Below are 17,064 nucleotides of genomic sequence, written 5' to 3'. Positions count from 1 at the left end.
TTCCGAACTCCCAAATCTGAGAATCAAAACCGGTTCCCTTCACTTCTTTTTTAGTTTTGGTTCATTCCATAAAAACCAAACACCAGAAGATGAAACCGACATTATTATTGTGCCTTTCTGTACTTATACATGCATCATTAAGTGCACAGATTATAAAAGGAAAAGTGCTCGACAGCAAAACCAGACAGGGTTTGCCTTTAGCTAATTTAATATTGACCGATCAGGAGCGGCCAACAGTAATTAAATATGCCAGCAGCGATACTTCCGGCTTCTTTCAATTTATCCAAATGCCGAAAGGGAAATATATCTTATCGGTTAGCTTAATGGGTTATCAAAGAGTACAAAAAGAATTATCGATAAATGATAATAATGTAGAGCTAGGTAATATTTTAATACCTGAGGACATTAACCTGCTCAACGAAGTAACAATTACAGGCGGAATACCCGCTTTTAGTACGCAAAATGGACAAATAACAATAGGTGTTGCCAACAACGCATTCTTTAAGTCTGCTTCTAATTTACTAGATGTGTTCAGGAAGCTTCCGAGCTTACAGGTTAATCAGGATGGGACAATGCAAATGGCAAGCCGGGCAACTCCAACTTTATTTGTTGATGGTAAACCAGTAAACATGAGCAATGATGAGATCTTGATCTATTTAAGTAGTCTATCACCAGATATGGTCGAATCCATTGAGATGATTAATCAGCCTTCTTCAAAGTATGACGGAGAATACCAGGGTATTATTGATGTAAAACTGAAAAGAAATCTATCTTTAGGATTAAAAGGAATTTATAATGCCCGGTTTCAACAAAACAATTACAGTTTATTGGATAACAATTTATCACTGATTTTTAAAACAACCCGGTTTATTTATGATGTTAAGCTTGGACATACCACGGGAAGCACCTTTTATAAATATTATGCCTTGCAATATCTGGCTAATACCAATGCCATGATTACCGATACGCGGACTGTTACTTCTAATCAGAACTTTAATGTGCAGGCAAAAGTAACATATGAACTGAAAAACGGGCAAAACTTAGAGGCTTTTTTACGCAGCTACCAAATAAACAGAAATGCGGTTTCGGGCAATCAACTGATTACTCAAACGGCTGGCTTAAACCAAACAATGGCTCTTGTTAAAAGCGATAACAATGCTTTGCCTAAACAATATAATTATGCGGGTGGCATTAATTACGATGCCCGGTTTAAAGACGGTGAACTTCATCTCATTACCTCACTGGTACAAATAGATAACAAACAAACTGAAGATATTCAAAATCATAATGCACTTAACGGCGAACTCCTGAATTATTGGAAAACCAATTCAAGAAACAATATATTGATTCGTACTGCACAGGCAGATTACACCCAAAACATAGGAAAAGGTAAACTCGAATTTGGCGGAAAATTTGCCTACACCAGCACCGAAAACAACCTGCGTTACGATACGCTGGCCAATTCTATTTTTTATTTGGATTCCAGACGCAGCAATCAGTTCAGTTATCACGAATACATTACTGCTGGTTACTTATCTTACAGCGGCCAATGGGATAAAATTAGTTACAGCTTAAGTTTAAGAACAGAATACACCCGTACTATGGCCAATTCTATTACCACTGGTACATTTACCGGAAGAAAATATTTAAAGTGGTTGCCAAGCTTTAATCTAACCTACGCAATTAATGATAAAGAACAACTGAGTTTTAGTTACAGCAGACGATTGACAAGGCCAACTTTTGCTGCTTTAAATCCTTTCCGCTTTTATTACAGTCCACGTCATTATTGGATTGGCAATCCTTATTTGCAAGCTTCAACAACTAGCCTTTTAGCACTGTCTTACAGCAGAAAGGCGCTTAATATTTCATTAAATGCCGGACGTGAAACAGACGTTATATCGCGTTATCCTGAATATAACCCCGAAACAAACGAATTAATTTTTTTAGGCCGGAACATTCCCTATCGAAATTTCGCTAACTTGCAGATAAGTTCGCCCATTACTGTAAATAAGTGGTGGCGAATGAACCACAACATTGGCTTTTATTATAATAAGGAATTAACACCTTACTTTGGGCAAACCTATCAAATACCCATTTACGATTATAAAATTAATGGCAGTCAGGTTTTCACTTTAAAAAACTGGTTATTTGATTTGAGTTATATTTACGAATCGAAAAGTGGCAGTGGACTTTATATTTTTGCTCCAGTTTATGGTATCGATTTTGGATTGCAAAAAGGATGGTTAAAAAATCAGCTTAATACTAAAATCACACTTTATGATGCATTCGATAATATTAAAAGAAGATTTATTTTCAGAGAGAAAAGCATTATCAATAATGATTTTTATCATTACTTCGCCAGCCAGCGATTGGTTTTTAGCTTAACTTATAATTTCGGCCGATCTACTTACAAAGCAAAAGAAAACAAGAAAAGTGACGAAGAAAACAGAGCGAATTAACGGAATTGTTCACCGGATTTATTTTTTGATCAAAATCCGGATCAAACTTAAACTACCCAGCACTAATATCAGCAACACTTGCGAAGAATGTATAATAGTGGTATAAGCCAATCCATCTTTGAAAGAGATGGAATAGAGCACTAATGCCTGAGCAACCACCCAATGAAAAACACCGATGCCACCCTGCACAGGTGCCGCCATTGCAAAACCTGAAAATACAAGTGCTGTAAACGCGGTGTTTAAATGCAACTCTGAAGTGGCTTTGATGCAAGAAAAAGCTGAGTACATGGAAAAGAGGTACAATAACCAGATTCCGGCGGTATATATTAAAAATATACCCTTTTGTTTCAACTTGCCATACGAGCCTGCCCCCTGCCTCAGATTCACAAATATTCTTAGCAATTTCTTGCTGAACTTTTGCCTGAGAAAATATATGGTTACTCCAATAAGCATAATAAACAAGATTGCAATTCCAACAAGCCAGGTGTAATTGATGGTTGCCAGCTTTCTGACAAGGTTGATATAAATGGTATCGTACAGAAAATCGGAAACAATGTCGTATTGGAAAACCAACATTGCTATTGTGGTTATAAAAAGCACCAGTACATCAAATAACCGTTCGGTAATTACCGTTCCGATGGAAGCGAACATAGGCACTTTTTCTACTCTATTAATGATGGAGCAGCGCCCTATTTCTCCAAAGCGAGGCAAGGCCAGATTGGCCAGATAACCAATAATTACAGCATGATAAGCATTGGCAAAACTAACTTTATAATGAATGGATTTATAAAGCAATTGCCATCTCAACGCCCGCAATATATGAGCAACCCATACAGCAATTGCAGAAACAGCAACCCAGAAATAGTTGGCAGATGTTATTTCCAGCCATATACTTTCTAAATCCTGACCTCGAAAGGCGAGGTATAAAACCCCTATTCCAACAGAAAAGAGGGTTATGTATTTAATCGCCGTTTTGAGATTGAATGTCAAAATGTTATTTTAACAAGTGATTATTATCATCAGGAAAAACAAGTATAGGATTATATTTTTTAGCTTCATCAATGGGAAGCGAGCCATATGACATGATAATTAAAATATCGCCTAATTGTGCTAAACGAGCTGTTGCACCATTCAGGCAAATGGTACCTGTTCCGCGTTCACCCTTGATCACATAAGTTTCAAAACGAGCCCCATTATTATTATTTACAATCTGCACCTTTTCATTAGCGATAATGTTAGCTGCATCCATCAAATCTTCATCAATCGTAATACTACCAACGTAATTCAATTCGGCTTGCGTTACTCTAACACGGTGTATTTTCGATTTTAATATTGTGATAACCATCCGGCAAAGTTAGTAATCAGTTTGGAGTTTTCAGTCATCAGTTTGGAGTTTCTAAAAAGGCTAAAGCGGAAATACCAAAGCAGAAACTAAAAAGAAATAACAACCAGGAAATACCTTCAACTATATTTTCGTATCTATCTTATCCAACAGCAGGTAATTCTTGATACCTGATACTCATCTTGACTCTATTTAATAATCATATTATCAATCAATCGTGTAGAACCAACTTTAGCAGCAACTAAAACAACCAGGTTATTTTCTTCTTTAGATTGTGCTGGTTTTAACGTATCGCCATTAGCAATGGTCAGGTAATCCAACTCAACGCCATCAATATTTTTGTAAAATGACATGGCTTTTTCTTCCAGTTCCCGCAATGAGTATTCGTCAAAATGATCAACAACAAACTGGAGCGATTTACTCAAAACCAAAGCGTGTTGACGATCAGTTGCAGATAAATGAATATTGCGACTGCTCATTGCCAAACCATCAGCCTCACGTATGATTGGGCAGGTAATAATTGAGATGGACAGATTAAATTGAGTCAGCATCTTTTTAATCATCAATACCTGTTGAAAATCTTTTTGCCCGAACATGGCTATATCAGGCTCAACCGCGTCAAAAAGCTTTTTAACAATCTGGGTTACGCCTTGATAATGACCTTTTCTAAATTCTCCTTCTAATAAAAATTCGGCATTTCCTAAATTAACGTACCAATTTTCATCGGCACCATAAGGGTACATCTCCTTTACGCCTGGCATAAAAACACCATGACAGCCTGCATCTTCCAGCATGGCTAAATCGTGTTCAATAGGGCGTGGATACTTTTCTAAATCTTTAGGGTCTGTAAATTGTGTTGGATTTACAAAAATGCTGCAAATAATGATGTCTGCATTTTCCTGCGCTAATCTGATCAGTGAAATATGACCATTGTGCAATGCGCCCATTGTTGGTACAAGGGCAACTTTCTTTCCTGATGCTTTTAAAGGTTTTAAAAAAGCCTTAAGCGCTGATTTGGTTTTAAATATTTCCAAAGTGGGCAATCTAAATTAAAGCCGTAAAGGTGTAAATTAATCTAAATGAAACCAAACAATACTTGTCAATCTTGATAAATAGTATTATTATGCTTATCTTTGCCGCTCATTATCTTTTATTTAACTTAATATTTTCTTAGAATATGGAGATGGCAAAAACGAAGCTGCTGATTGTTACACACGAGATGTCGCCTTTCCTCGAGCTTACTAAAATTTCTGAAATCACACGTCAATTACCACAGGCGATGCAAGAAAAAGGATTCGAAATCCGCATCTTGATGCCTAAGTTTGGCAACATTAATGAAAGAAGAAATCGTTTACACGAAGTAATTCGCTTGTCGGGAATGAACATCATAATCGATGACAACGATAATCCCTTAATTATTAAAGTAGCATCCATCCCCGCTGCACGCATGCAAGTTTATTTCTTAGACAACGAAGAGTATTTCCAGCGCAAACAGGTATTTAGAGATGCCAGTGGAAAATTCTTTGATGATAACGATGAACGCACTATTTTCTTCTGCAAAGGCGCTTTAGAAACTGTAAAAAAATTAGGTTGGGCACCAGATATCGTTCATTGCCATGGCTGGATGAGTGCTTTGGTTCCGGCGTACATTAAAACCACTTATAAAAACGATCCTACTTTCAAAAATTCTAAAGTAGTGTATTCTATTTATGAAGATTGCTTTGAAGAAAAATTAAATGATAATTTCGCTAAAAAAGCAGTAATGGCAAATATGACTGAAGATGACACTAAAGCTTTCTTATCTTCAGATTGTAATAGCTTGCATATTGGAGCTGTAACTCATGCTGATGCAGTGGTTTTGGCAGACGAAAACCTTAACAAAGATGTGTTAAAATTTGTTAAAGATTCCAATAAGCCAACATTAGCCTTTAACTTAACCGAGAATTTTGAAAACTTCTATTCTTTTTATGAGGAGATTTCAAATGATGAATTGGTTTCAGTTGCTTAATTAGGTATTATTATTTTAAATATGAAATTTACAAAACAAGACTTATTAACCCTGTTGATAGGTCTTTTTCTTTTTGCATCGTGTAAAAATCCCGATGGCGTTGGTTTAGATGTTGATCCGAACTCGGCTATTGTTGGAACTTTAGTTAGCAATGAGCCAATTAGCTCGCAAACAGTTAAGGAAAACGATGTCATTACTGCTGGTTTAGCCCGACATCCGCTGGGCTATATAGTAGATCCAATTTTTGGCAAAACAGAATCGAGCCTTGCTATGACGGTTACCCCATCAAGTACAAGTTATGATTTCGGAACATCTCCCGTGCTGGATTCTGCTGTATTGGTATTAAACCTTGGAACTCAATTCTATGGCGACACGGCCAGTACTAAATATAGCATTGATGTGTACCAGCTTACAAACAAGATCACTACCTACAAAAGTTCTGATATACAAGTACATAACAGCACTTTGTTGGGCAATTTTAACAGTAAAATATTCCCTAAAACTCCAATTAAAATCTTCGATATTGTCGAGGGGAAAGCAGATACCTTAAAGATTGTTCCTGCTCAAATCAGAATTCCGCTTAACACAGCGTTTATTCAAAGTACCATTTTAAGCTTGCCAACTACAGGAACATCAACTAATGCTAAATTTATAGATTACTTTAAAGGTTTATATGCTGAGGTAAATAAAACATCTACCACTGGAACTGGTGGGATTGCTTTCATAGACTTTGCAGGCACTAATTCATATTTGCAATTGGTTTATAAAAAAACAAATACGTCAAGCGGTATTGATACGGTATCAGTAAATTTCCCGATCAACAATTCAGCCGGCACGGTAACAGCCAACATTAAACACGACTATACCGGAACGGAAATAGCCACGCAGTTGCTACCTGCTAATGCCTCTACTCAATACAATGTAACCTACCTGCAAGCTTTAGCTGGCGTAAAAACCAAAATTTCATTTCCTACACTTGCAGACTTCACTAACAAGTACGGAAAAGTTGTTGTTAACAAAGCTGAACTTGTTGTCGATTTAAGCAGCAACACTTTTGGCTATCCATTTGTTCCGGCACAAAGGCTTTCACTTTACCGTTGGGACATTGCGGAACAGCCAACAAATGTTCCGGATCACAATCAAGGCTCACAAGTTGTAAGTGGCGATCCAAGAGCCCTCTCTGATGGTGTTTTTGGAGGTTATTATGATTCACTAAAAAACAGATACGTATTTGTTGTTACGGCTTATGTGCAGGATCTTATTGATAAAAAACTTACAGATTTTGGAACATTCCTGGCACCAACATCACTTACTGAGTTTCAAGTAACACCTTCAGTTACCTCAGCCGGAAGAGCTGTAATTGGTTCTGCCGGAAATACCACAAACAAATTGAAATTGAATATTTATTATACAAAAATAAATTAGGCAAGTAATTTTTGAAAAAAGGCCTTCACATCAAAAGTTGTGAAGGCCTTTTTTTTGCATTAAATATTTGATAATGATTTAAAACAAACGTTTGTTTAGTATATTCGTTCGATTTAATTATATCTCTAAATATATGTGTGGAATAGTAGGGTACATAGGCTACAGAGAAGCCTGGCCAATTGTATTAAAAGGTTTAAAAAGACTGGAATATCGTGGTTATGATAGTGCTGGTATAGCATTAATGAATGATAGCGGTCAACATATTTATAAAAAAGCAGGCAAGGTAGCCGTGTTGGAAGAATTCGCTGAGAACCAGGATCGTTCAGGCACAATTGGTATGGGTCACACCAGATGGGCAACACATGGCGTTCCATCAGATCGCAATTCGCATCCACACACCTCTCAAGATCAGAAACTATCAATCATTCACAACGGAATAATTGAAAATTATGCCACATTAAAAGAAGAATTAATTGGCCGTGGCCACGAATTTAATAGCGACACAGATACAGAGGTTCTTATTCATTTAATTGAAGAGATTCAAAAGATCGAGCAAATTGATTTGTTAGAAGCTGTTCGTTTAGCGTTACAAGAAGTAAGCGGGGCTTATGCCATTGTGATCATGGACAGAGAGAATCCAGATCGTTTAATCGCTGCAAGAAAAGGAAGTCCGATGGTGATTGGTGTTGGAAAGGGCGAATATTTCATCGCTTCTGATGCTACTCCAATTATTGAATACACCAAAAACGTGATTTATCTTAAGGATAATGAAATTGCTTTGATCACTAAAAACGATCTATTGGTTAAACAATTGGATAATGTTGTGCAAACTCCACTAATTCAGGAGCTTGAACTTAAACTTGAAATGTTGGAAAAAGGCGGTTTTGATCATTTCATGCTTAAGGAAATATATGAACAACCCCGATCGATCAAAGATTGTATGCGTGGTCGTATTTATCCTGAAGAAGGAAAGGTACAACTGGGTGGAATAAAGGAGTTTGCAGAGAAACTAAAAAATATCGACAGAATCATTATCGTAGCATGTGGAACATCATGGCATGCCGGTTTAGTTGGCGAGTATTTAATAGAAGAATATGCCCGAATCCCTGTAGAAGTAGAGTATGCCTCTGAATTCAGATACCGTAATCCGATTATTACAGAAAAAGATGTGGTTATTGCCATATCTCAGTCAGGCGAAACAGCAGACACCATGGCTGCGATTGAAATGGCAAAAGAACGTGGAGCTACTATTTTCGGCATCTGTAACGTAGCAGGGGCTTCCATCCCCCGTCTGTCTCATGCTGGTGTTTATACGCACGCTGGTCCTGAAATTGGTGTTGCATCCACTAAGGCATTTACAGCACAGGTAACAGTGTTAACTTTGATGGCGTTTTATATGGCGCAGCAAAAAGGTACCATTACCACTTCGAAATTGATTGAGTTATTAACGGAGCTTGACAATATTCCAGAGAAAATTCAGCAAACTTTAGAATCAAACAATATCATTAAGGAAGTAGCCGATAAAATCAAGGATTCTACCAACTGCTTATTCTTAGGTAGAGGAAGTGGATTTCCTGTAGCCCTGGAAGGCGCACTGAAGCTTAAAGAGATCTCTTATATCCATGCCGAAGGTTATCCTGCCGCAGAAATGAAACACGGTCCAATCGCTTTAATTGACGAAGAAATGCCGGTTGTTTTTATTGCTACGCAAAACTCATCTTACGAAAAAGTAATTAGCAATATTCAGGAGGTTAAAGCAAGAAAAGGAAAGGTCATTGCAATTGTAACCCAGGGTGATACCGAAGTTAAGAAAATGGCAGATTACTGCATCGAAATTCCTGATGCCAACGAAGCGTTTTTGCCTCTTTTAGCAACTATTCCACTCCAGTTATTATCATACCATATTGCGGTTATGAGAGGCTGTAATGTAGATCAGCCAAGAAACTTAGCCAAATCTGTTACGGTTGAATAAAAAAATAGCTCCATAAAAAAAACTACCAAAAGGTAGTTTTTTTTATGGAGTATCATCCGTTAAAAAGGCAAATCACCATTCTCATCTGATGGACCAATTGTAAATTCATCTTGAATTTTAGATTCTGTATTTTGAGGAACTGATGAAACGGGACTTTGCTCGAAATCACTTTTTCTGCCCAGCATAGTGAAGTTCTCTGCAACAATCTCCGTCACATACTTTTTCACTTTCTCTTTGTCTTCAAATGATCTTGTTCTTAGTTTGCCCTCTATGTAAACAAGCTTTCCCTTTTGGAGATATTTGGAAGCGACCTCAGCCAGCCCCCGCCACAATACAATGTTGTGCCATTCCGTTTGTTCTACTCTTTTTCCATCCTTATTATAGGTTTCTGAAGTGGCAAGAGGAAAACTTGCTACTGTTACGCCACCATCTAAATGACGTACCTCAGGGTCTTTGCCTAAATGGCCTACTAAAATAACTTTGTTAATGCCCGACATAAATATTTTTGGTTAGTTTTTTCGTTTTGTAAATGATTTTCCACTAAGATGGTTAGTTACTCCATATTATTTAAAAGGCATTCAGTTATGAAATCATGAATAACTTTTGGCTGCGGTAACTCATCTAACTTACCTAAAGAAACCCAATTTAGTTCCTTTTGTTTACTAAAGTTAAATATATAATTTTTTAATACAAAAAAACGTAAATGGATAATTTGGTGTGTTAATATATGTTTTTTACTAAGTAAATGTGTAAAATTTGCTTTTTCTCCAAAAGCAGTTTTCACATTTGATACAAAAGCTAAACTGTTCCAATCAACTTCCGCTTCAGTTTCTATGCTTGGGAAATCATATAAATGCTGCCATATATCTCCTGCCTGGCGTTGTCTGACTAAAATATCATCTCCATTTAAGCAAACGAAATAATTCAGAAACCGGTGTTTTTGTTCTGCCTTCCGTATTTTTACCGGCAGCTCATTAACCAGAGCATTGTTAAATGCGAAACAACTTTGATTTAACGGACAGATAATACAATTGGGAGATTTAGGTTTACATTGTATTGCTCCAAATTCCATAATGGCCTGATTGTACAGTGCCGGATCTTCTACATAAAGCAATTCATTTGCAAGCGCAAAAAATTCCTTTTTACCCGCTGGAGAATTGATCGGAGTATTTATACCAAAATATCTGGCCAAAACCCTGAATACATTTCCATCAACCACTGCTCGTGCTTCGCCAGATGAAAATGACGAAATAGCGGCAGCAGTGTATTCGCCGATTCCTTTTAACTTAAGAAGATCATCATGCAGATTCGGGAATATTCCATCGTAATGATTAACAACAATTTGAGCAGTTGCATGCATGTTTCTACCCCTCGAATAATATCCCAAACCCTGCCAAAGTTTCAAAACCTGGGTTTCGCTTGCCGAAGCAAAGTCGGTAACAGTAGGGAAATTTTCCAGAAATTTATTAAAATAAGGAAGCCCTTGTTCAACCCTGGTTTGTTGAAGAATAATCTCTGATAACCAGATGATATAAGCATCTTTGGTGTGTCGCCACGGCAAGTCTCTTTTGTTTATTTGATACCAATTAATCAGTTCATTTTGAAATGTCATTAGTGCAAATTACGGTGTATTTATTGGTTTTAAAAAAAACTTGCAATAGAGTGATAACTTAACTGATAAAAAAATCATCTTTTATTTCCCTATCTCATTAAAAAGCAATACTTTTGCAACCCCAAAACAGTTATAATATTAAAACACAATATATATAAATAAGTAAATATGACTAAGGCAGATATTATTTCAGAAATATCAACAAAAACCGGAATTGAGAAGGTTGATGTACAGGAAACAGTTGAGGCATTTTTCAAAGTTATCAAAACGAGTATGATTGGCGGTGAAAATGTATACGTAAGAGGCTTCGGAAGCTTTGTTGTTAAAAAGAGAGCACAGAAAACTGCAAGAAACATCTCTAAAAACACTGCAATAATTATCCCAGAACACTTCGTACCTAGTTTTAAACCAGCAAAAGTTTTTGTTGACAAAGTTAAAAGCAACTCAAAAAAAATTAGCGTAGAAGCCTAAGTCTTATTTCATGAACAGCAACACCAGGTCAAAACAAATCATTATTATTGGGGCGGTTTTACTGCTTGTTGCTTTTCTGTTTACAAGAGACATTAAGGGTTTAGTTAAACCAACAGAAGAAAATGGCAAGATGCCTGCAAGTGGCCAAATGGCCGGAGCAGAATCCTCATCATCTTCTGCTGTACTGAGTATTGAAACTTCATCAACGGCTGCAAAAAATGTAATTAACAAAAATTTAGCTACAGATATTACAGCTTTAGAAAATGGTTACAAAACAGCTTCAGGTACAGAAAAAATTGAATTAGCGAAACAATTGGCTCAGAAATGGGATGATGTGGAGCAAATTACTCCATCAGCACTTTATTTAGAAGTTGTTGCACAAGGCGAACCATCGTCAAAATCGTGGTTGGCTGCAGGCAATCGATTTATGAAAGCGTTTGAGAGTACGCAAGATAGCTTAGCTCAACCTGCATTATTGCAGAAAGCTAATACATCTTACAAAAATGCATTAGAGAAAGACTCTGCAAACATTGAAGCTAAAACTGGCTTAGGTGTAACAATAGTGAATGGCTTGGGCGCACCAATGCAAGGTATTGCAATGTTGCTGGAAGTTGTTGCTAAAGATCCTAAGAATGTAAAAGCAAATATGAATTTAGGGATATTCTCGATAAAGTCAGGCCAGTTTGACAAAGCAATTCCTCGTTTCAACACAGTAATTGCTACTGCTCCAACTCCTGAAGCCTATTTTTATTTAGGAACAGCTTTAGAAAATTTAGGCAGAAACAAAGAAGCAGTTGATGCTTATTTAACAAGCAAAAAATTAGCGGCTAACCCAACCTTATCTTCTTTCATTGATAAGAAAGTGGCCGAACTAAAGAATAAAAATTAATTAACAGATTAATAAAAACATTTAAAACTTAAAACTATGCCGAGCGGTAAAAAAAGAAAAAGACATAAAATGGCTACGCACAAACGTAAAAAACGTTTAAGAAAAAACAGACATAAGAAAAAATAGTTTCTTATTTTGATAAAGCCCCTTTAAACCTCATAGTGAATACTGTGAGGTTTAAAGTATTTATATGATTTTTATTGTATAAACATGTGGCAATATCATTGTTTTCCTATTTACTATCCATTTGTTAATAGGCGAAAGCCTTAAATCTGTAGCTGTTGGTAAAAGAATTAATTATCAATTCGACTCCTGCCGGAGTTACCATAGCATTGATTGAAGACAAACAACTTGTTGAGCTTCACAAAGAACAAATCAATAATAACTACGCCGTAGGCGATATTTATTTGGGTCGCATTAAAAAAATTATGCCCGGCCTGAATGCTGCTTTCGTAGATGTTGGTTATGAAAAAGATGCATTTTTGCATTATTTTGATTTGGGCCCTCAGGTGCAATCTTTAATTAAGCTAACTAAGATCAAGCGTAATGGCTCGGTTACAGGCACATTATTAGATAATTTAAAGCTCGAAGCCGATATTAATAAGGCAGGCAAAATTTCTGATGTGCTGACAAAAAACATGCTCCTGCCTGTACAAATTGCAAAAGAACCAATTTCTACAAAGGGACCACGTTTAAGTTCCGACATTTCGATTGCCGGCAGGTATGTGGTACTGGTGCCATTCTCCAATACCATATCCATATCAAAAAAAATAAAAAGTAATACAGAACGTAATCGCTTAAAAAAGATTATTGAAAGTATTAAACCTCAAAATTTTGGGGTAATTATCAGAACTGTTTCTGAAGGCAGAGGAGTTGCCGAAATGCAAAAGGATTTATTGGATCTAATTGCAAAATGGGAAAATTTCATTAAGAAAGTGCCTTCCACCGAACCATCGAAAAGGGTTTGGGGAGAAATGGACAGATCATCTACGTTAATTCGTGATATTCTGAATCCTGATTTTACAAACGTTTACGTGAGTACACCTGAATTGTACGATGATATCCGTTCTTATGTGCACGATATTTCTCCGGAAATGGAAAAAATCGTTAAGCTTTATAAGCAAAAAGAACCCATCTTCGATCACTTTGGGATAGAAAAGCAAATTAAAAATGCTTTCGGAAAAACAGTAAACTTACCAGGTGGCGCTTACTTAGTTGTAGAGCATACCGAAGCACTTCACGTAATTGACGTGAACAGTGGAAACCGTACTGCCAGTAAAGAAAACCAGGAGGAAAATGCTTTACAGGTAAACAAAGAGGCGGCGAAAGAAATTGCCCGTCAATTGCGCTTGCGCGATATGGGCGGAATTGTGGTTATCGATTTTATCGATATGCACAAACCGGTAAACCGTAAAATGCTATTCGATTATTTGCGTGAGCTGATGTTATTGGATAGAGCAAAGCATACCATTTTGCCACCGAGCAAATTTGGTTTGGTACAAATTACCAGACAACGTGTTCGTCCGGAAATGAATATTGTTACGGTAGAAAAATGTCCGGCCTGCGATGGGACCGGAGAAATTAAAGCGAGCATCGTTTTAATGGATGATATTGAAAACAACCTAAATTATATTTTACGTGAGCAAAATGAAAAAGGGGTAACACTTTGCGTTCACCCTTACATTGAAGCTTACATTACCAAAGGAATTTTCAACCTTCAACGCCGTTGGTTTTTTAAATACGGTCAATGGATTAAAGTTAAGGCACAATCATCATATCATTTAACCGAGTTTCACTTCATTTCTTCAAAAGATGAAGAGATAAAATTATAACTCAAATGTATTAACAGAAAGCCTGGATTTAAAAACCCAGGCTTTCTGTTTTTTAAATGATCTGAAAACAAAGTTCAGTTATTATTCTAGGCTAATACGGTTTCGCAACAGATTACAATCTTAAATCAATTTCCGTCATCCTGATGGCATATTTCGCATTTGTGGCGTTAAAAGAACGATTATGGCAATCTGCTTCTTGATAATTAAACTAAGATGTGTAAAAAAATAAAAATACTTTCAAACATGAAAGGTTAAATTCGTAATCTAAAATTTCAATTAATTGGCAAAATCAAAAACTGCATATTTCTGTCAAAGCTGCGGCTATGAATCGGCAAAATGGTTAGGTAAATGCCCATCATGTAACCAATGGAACACCTTTGTTGAAGAAATCATAGAAAAAATTCCTCCATCAGTTCCAACATGGAAAACAGAAACCAGCTCAAGAAAATTAAGCAAACCGAGTAAGGTTGATGAAATACAATCATCAGTAGAAAGAAGAATTTTAACTGGTGATAAAGAATTGGACCGGGTGCTGGGCGGTGGTTTGGTTGAAGGCTCGCTGGTGCTTATAGGAGGTGAACCGGGCATTGGTAAATCGACCTTAATGCTGCAGCTTGCTTTGAATATAAAAGGCAAAAAACTACTTTACATTTCTGGTGAGGAAAGTGAACAGCAGATAAAAATGCGTGCGGAAAGGATTAAAGAAAGTCCATCATCAGATTGCTACATCTTAACGGAAACATCAACGCAAAACATCTTCAAGCAGATAGAAATTTTAGAGCCTGAGATTTTGGTTGTTGATTCTATCCAAACCTTACACTCGGCTCATATAGATTCCACTCCGGGAAGTGTATCACAAGTTAGAGAATGTACAGCTGAGCTTCTGAGATTCGCCAAGGAAACCGGAGTACCGGTTTTCTTAATCGGACACATTACTAAAGACGGCGCCATTGCAGGGCCAAAAATATTGGAGCACATGGTAGACACTGTTCTTCAGTTTGAAGGAGACAGACATCATATTTACCGCATTTTAAGATCAATTAAAAATCGTTTTGGTGCCGCATCAGAGTTAGGTATTTATGAAATGCAGGGCAGCGGATTGAGAGAGGTTTCAAACCCATCAGAAATTTTATTATCACAACGTGATGAGGAATTAAGTGGCATCGCTATATCGGCAATGCTGGAGGGCGCCAGACCAATGCTCATCGAAACGCAGGCTTTAGTTAGTTCAGCCGCTTATGGCACCCCACAACGATCGGCAACAGGTTTTGATACCAAACGTTTGAACATGCTGCTAGCGGTGCTCGAAAAGCGTTGCGGTTTTAGGCTGAGCACTCAAGATGTTTTTTTAAACATCGCCGGAGGTATCAGGGTTGAAGATCCGGCAATTGATCTGGCCGTTTTAATAGCAATAATCTCTTCACAACAAGATATACCAATTTCTTCAAAAAACTGTTTCGCTGCTGAAGTCGGCTTGTCAGGTGAGATTAGAGCAGTGAATAGAATTGAACAAAGGATTGCAGAAGCAGATAAATTAGGTTTCGAAGCAATCTACATTTCAAAATACAACCTAAAAGGAATTGATCAATCCAAATATAATCTGGAAATTAAAGCAGTAAGTAAGATTGAAGAGGTTTTTGAGATGATCTTTGGTTAATGTTTCCGTGAAAACTTTAAAACTATATATAAATAGAACGATGGTATCGAAAACTGTAAATAGCACCTTTTTAATCTTATTCTTTTTATTGGTTTCAAATCTAACCTTTGCTCAGTTTACAATAACTGGCAAAATATTAAACCTTATAGATAATAAACCTTTAGAAAGTGTGACAGTATTTGTAAATAAAACAAGTTATGGAACAAAAACAGATGGGCATGGTAATTTCACAATTCACAATGTGCGTCCTGGTCATTATGAGCTTATTGTTTCAATGATAAGTTTTAAAACCTATAAAGTTTCAATATCAGTGCAGTCTGATACAAAATTACCCGCGATTGCGATAGAAGAAAAGACTATTTCTTTAAGTGAAGTCAAAATTACGAATACTAAAAAACTAGACAGTAAATACATGGATATGTTTAAGCGAGAGATATTAGGCACTTCAAAATTTGGCAAACAATGCCGCATTGTTAACCCGAAAGTAATCCAGCTTAACTTCGATCAAAGAGAAAACAAACTCACAGCCTACACATCGGATTTTATGGTAATCGATAATAATGCCCTTGGATACCGCTTAAAATATTTGGTTGAAAACTTTGAACGGAATGAAAAAACGGAACTTATATCGTATGTAGGATACATCTTATTTGAAACGATGGAGGGGGATGATCAGCAACGCCGGGACTGGAATGAAAAACGCCTTGAGGCATATACTGGTTCATTGCAACACTTTCTCCGCTCTGTACTCGGAAACAATATTAACAGGGAAGAAGAACTTGGTTTTTTAGTAACTACAGACACACGATTACCAAATAAGTATCGCCTGCCAGATACTCTGATCAGAAAAAAAATTCGTATGTATAGTGGTAAATATAGTCAAACAGACAAAGATTCACTTTTTTTCTGGACTAATATGTTTCAGCAACCTCGATATATTGAAGTAATAGATACTACAAAATTGAGAGCAAAACAAATCGTGCGGTTAACTGATCAGAACGGCTTGTATGCACTTCAAATAAACAACGATATTAACTATATTAATAAGTGGGGATATATAAAAGTTCCAGGTTTAAAAGGTAGAACAAACTTCAGATGCGATACATGCCAATTTAAAAACTCGTTGTATGTTACTTATATTAAATATATCCCAAAAAAGCTAACAAAAACTTATAAATCAGGTAATTCCAATATCGAGGAATCTTTTGTCCCCCCACCCGACATGGATAAGATGGCCAGTTTGATTTCCATTTTGGATGGCAATGTTTTCTTTGACTGGAATGGGGCAATAGTTAATCCTATGAATTTAAAATTAGAGCGGCACTGGGCTAATCTGCGCCTTGGCGACCTATTGCCTATCGATTATTTGCCTCATACCGATTAAAAAGAGGTTTTGA

General features: G+C 36.7%; 14 protein-coding genes. 9 read left to right on the top strand and 5 right to left on the bottom strand.

Going from position 1 to position 17,064, the window contains the following annotated elements; translation table 11 throughout:
- Window positions 1–89 precede the first annotated feature (89 nt).
- Window positions 90–2,459: an outer membrane beta-barrel protein gene (locus tag DU508_RS19740; RefSeq protein WP_115404494.1), complete on the top strand. Its 2,370-nt coding sequence runs from the start codon at window positions 90–92 to the stop codon at window positions 2,457–2,459.
- An 18-nt stretch (window positions 2,460–2,477) separates the two neighbouring features.
- Here DU508_RS19740 and DU508_RS19735 read toward each other — a convergent pair whose 3' ends face one another.
- The 3 genes from DU508_RS19735 to panC all read right to left on the bottom strand — a co-directional run bounded on the left by DU508_RS19735 (window position 2,478) and on the right by panC (window position 4,835).
- Entirely contained in the window at window positions 2,478–3,449 is a 972-nt protein-coding gene (locus DU508_RS19735) for a lysylphosphatidylglycerol synthase transmembrane domain-containing protein (protein WP_158542216.1), read from the bottom strand.
- 4 nt (window positions 3,450–3,453) lie between these two features.
- Complete coding sequence (panD, locus tag DU508_RS19730) at window positions 3,454–3,804, bottom strand: aspartate 1-decarboxylase (RefSeq protein WP_115404492.1); 351 nt, start codon at window positions 3,802–3,804, stop codon at window positions 3,454–3,456.
- A gap of 185 nt (window positions 3,805–3,989) precedes the next feature.
- Window positions 3,990–4,835 carry a pantoate--beta-alanine ligase gene (panC, locus tag DU508_RS19725; protein ID WP_115404600.1) on the bottom strand — a complete coding sequence of 282 codons (846 nt, stop codon included), beginning with the start codon at window positions 4,833–4,835 and terminating at the stop codon, window positions 3,990–3,992.
- Between the two features lie 149 nt (window positions 4,836–4,984).
- Between panC and DU508_RS19720 the strand changes: the two genes are divergently transcribed.
- From DU508_RS19720 to glmS, 3 genes are all read left to right on the top strand, one after another.
- A complete protein-coding gene (locus DU508_RS19720; RefSeq protein WP_233509685.1) occupies window positions 4,985–5,809 on the top strand; it encodes a glycogen/starch synthase in 825 nt (274 codons plus the stop codon).
- Between the two features lie 21 nt (window positions 5,810–5,830).
- On the top strand, window positions 5,831–7,234 hold the full coding sequence (locus tag DU508_RS19715) for a DUF4270 domain-containing protein (RefSeq protein ID WP_115404490.1): 1,404 nt from the start codon (window positions 5,831–5,833) through the stop codon (window positions 7,232–7,234).
- A gap of 133 nt (window positions 7,235–7,367) precedes the next feature.
- Window positions 7,368–9,206 carry a glutamine--fructose-6-phosphate transaminase (isomerizing) gene (gene glmS, locus DU508_RS19710; protein ID WP_115404489.1) on the top strand — a complete coding sequence of 613 codons (1,839 nt, stop codon included), beginning with the start codon at window positions 7,368–7,370 and terminating at the stop codon, window positions 9,204–9,206.
- 59 nt (window positions 9,207–9,265) lie between these two features.
- Here glmS and DU508_RS19705 read toward each other — a convergent pair whose 3' ends face one another.
- Entirely contained in the window at window positions 9,266–9,703 is a 438-nt protein-coding gene (locus tag DU508_RS19705; protein ID WP_115404488.1) for a single-stranded DNA-binding protein, read from the bottom strand.
- 56 nt (window positions 9,704–9,759) lie between these two features.
- A complete protein-coding gene (gene mutY, locus DU508_RS19700; RefSeq protein WP_115404487.1) occupies window positions 9,760–10,818 on the bottom strand; it encodes an A/G-specific adenine glycosylase in 1,059 nt (352 codons plus the stop codon).
- Between the two features lie 168 nt (window positions 10,819–10,986).
- On the opposite strand from mutY, the gene DU508_RS19695 reads away from it, so the two are divergent.
- From DU508_RS19695 to DU508_RS19675, 5 genes are all read left to right on the top strand, one after another.
- Window positions 10,987–11,289 (top strand): HU family DNA-binding protein, encoded by a 303-nt coding sequence (locus DU508_RS19695; protein ID WP_010601128.1) that lies wholly within the window; start codon window positions 10,987–10,989, stop codon window positions 11,287–11,289.
- 10 nt (window positions 11,290–11,299) lie between these two features.
- Window positions 11,300–12,178, top strand: coding sequence for a tetratricopeptide repeat protein (locus tag DU508_RS19690; RefSeq protein WP_115404486.1), 879 nt, complete (start codon window positions 11,300–11,302; stop codon window positions 12,176–12,178).
- A gap of 281 nt (window positions 12,179–12,459) precedes the next feature.
- The gene (locus tag DU508_RS19685; RefSeq protein WP_115404485.1) at window positions 12,460–14,010 is read left to right on the top strand and encodes an Rne/Rng family ribonuclease; all 1,551 of its coding nucleotides are present in this window, start codon (window positions 12,460–12,462) and stop codon (window positions 14,008–14,010) included.
- A 280-nt stretch (window positions 14,011–14,290) separates the two neighbouring features.
- A complete protein-coding gene (gene radA / locus DU508_RS19680) occupies window positions 14,291–15,667 on the top strand; it encodes a DNA repair protein RadA (protein ID WP_115404484.1) in 1,377 nt (458 codons plus the stop codon).
- Between the two features lie 40 nt (window positions 15,668–15,707).
- Complete coding sequence (locus DU508_RS19675; RefSeq protein ID WP_115404483.1) at window positions 15,708–17,051, top strand: carboxypeptidase-like regulatory domain-containing protein; 1,344 nt, start codon at window positions 15,708–15,710, stop codon at window positions 17,049–17,051.
- Window positions 17,052–17,064: the final 13 nt, after the last annotated feature.

This window comes from Pedobacter chinensis, assembly GCF_003339865.1.
GTDB classification, from domain to species: Bacteria; Bacteroidota; Bacteroidia; order Sphingobacteriales; family Sphingobacteriaceae; genus Pedobacter; species Pedobacter chinensis.
This window is presented reverse-complemented; position numbering and strand designations above follow the sequence as displayed.

Bases quoted from the DNA above. Each gene is read 5' to 3' on its own strand.
- DU508_RS19740 (WP_115404494.1), top strand. From the start codon at position 90: ATGAAACCGACATTATTATTGTGCCTTTCTGTACTTATACATGCATCA.
- panD (WP_115404492.1), bottom strand. From the start codon at position 3,804: ATGGTTATCACAATATTAAAATCGAAAATACACCGTGTTAGAGTAACG.
- DU508_RS19720 (WP_233509685.1), top strand. From the start codon at position 4,985: ATGGCAAAAACGAAGCTGCTGATTGTTACACACGAGATGTCGCCTTTC.
- DU508_RS19715 (WP_115404490.1), top strand. From the start codon at position 5,831: ATGAAATTTACAAAACAAGACTTATTAACCCTGTTGATAGGTCTTTTT.
- glmS (WP_115404489.1), top strand. From the start codon at position 7,368: ATGTGTGGAATAGTAGGGTACATAGGCTACAGAGAAGCCTGGCCAATT.
- DU508_RS19705 (WP_115404488.1), bottom strand. From the start codon at position 9,703: ATGTCGGGCATTAACAAAGTTATTTTAGTAGGCCATTTAGGCAAAGAC.
- mutY (WP_115404487.1), bottom strand. From the start codon at position 10,818: ATGACATTTCAAAATGAACTGATTAATTGGTATCAAATAAACAAAAGA.
- DU508_RS19695 (WP_010601128.1), top strand. From the start codon at position 10,987: ATGACTAAGGCAGATATTATTTCAGAAATATCAACAAAAACCGGAATT.
- DU508_RS19690 (WP_115404486.1), top strand. From the start codon at position 11,300: ATGAACAGCAACACCAGGTCAAAACAAATCATTATTATTGGGGCGGTT.
- DU508_RS19675 (WP_115404483.1), top strand. From the start codon at position 15,708: ATGGTATCGAAAACTGTAAATAGCACCTTTTTAATCTTATTCTTTTTA.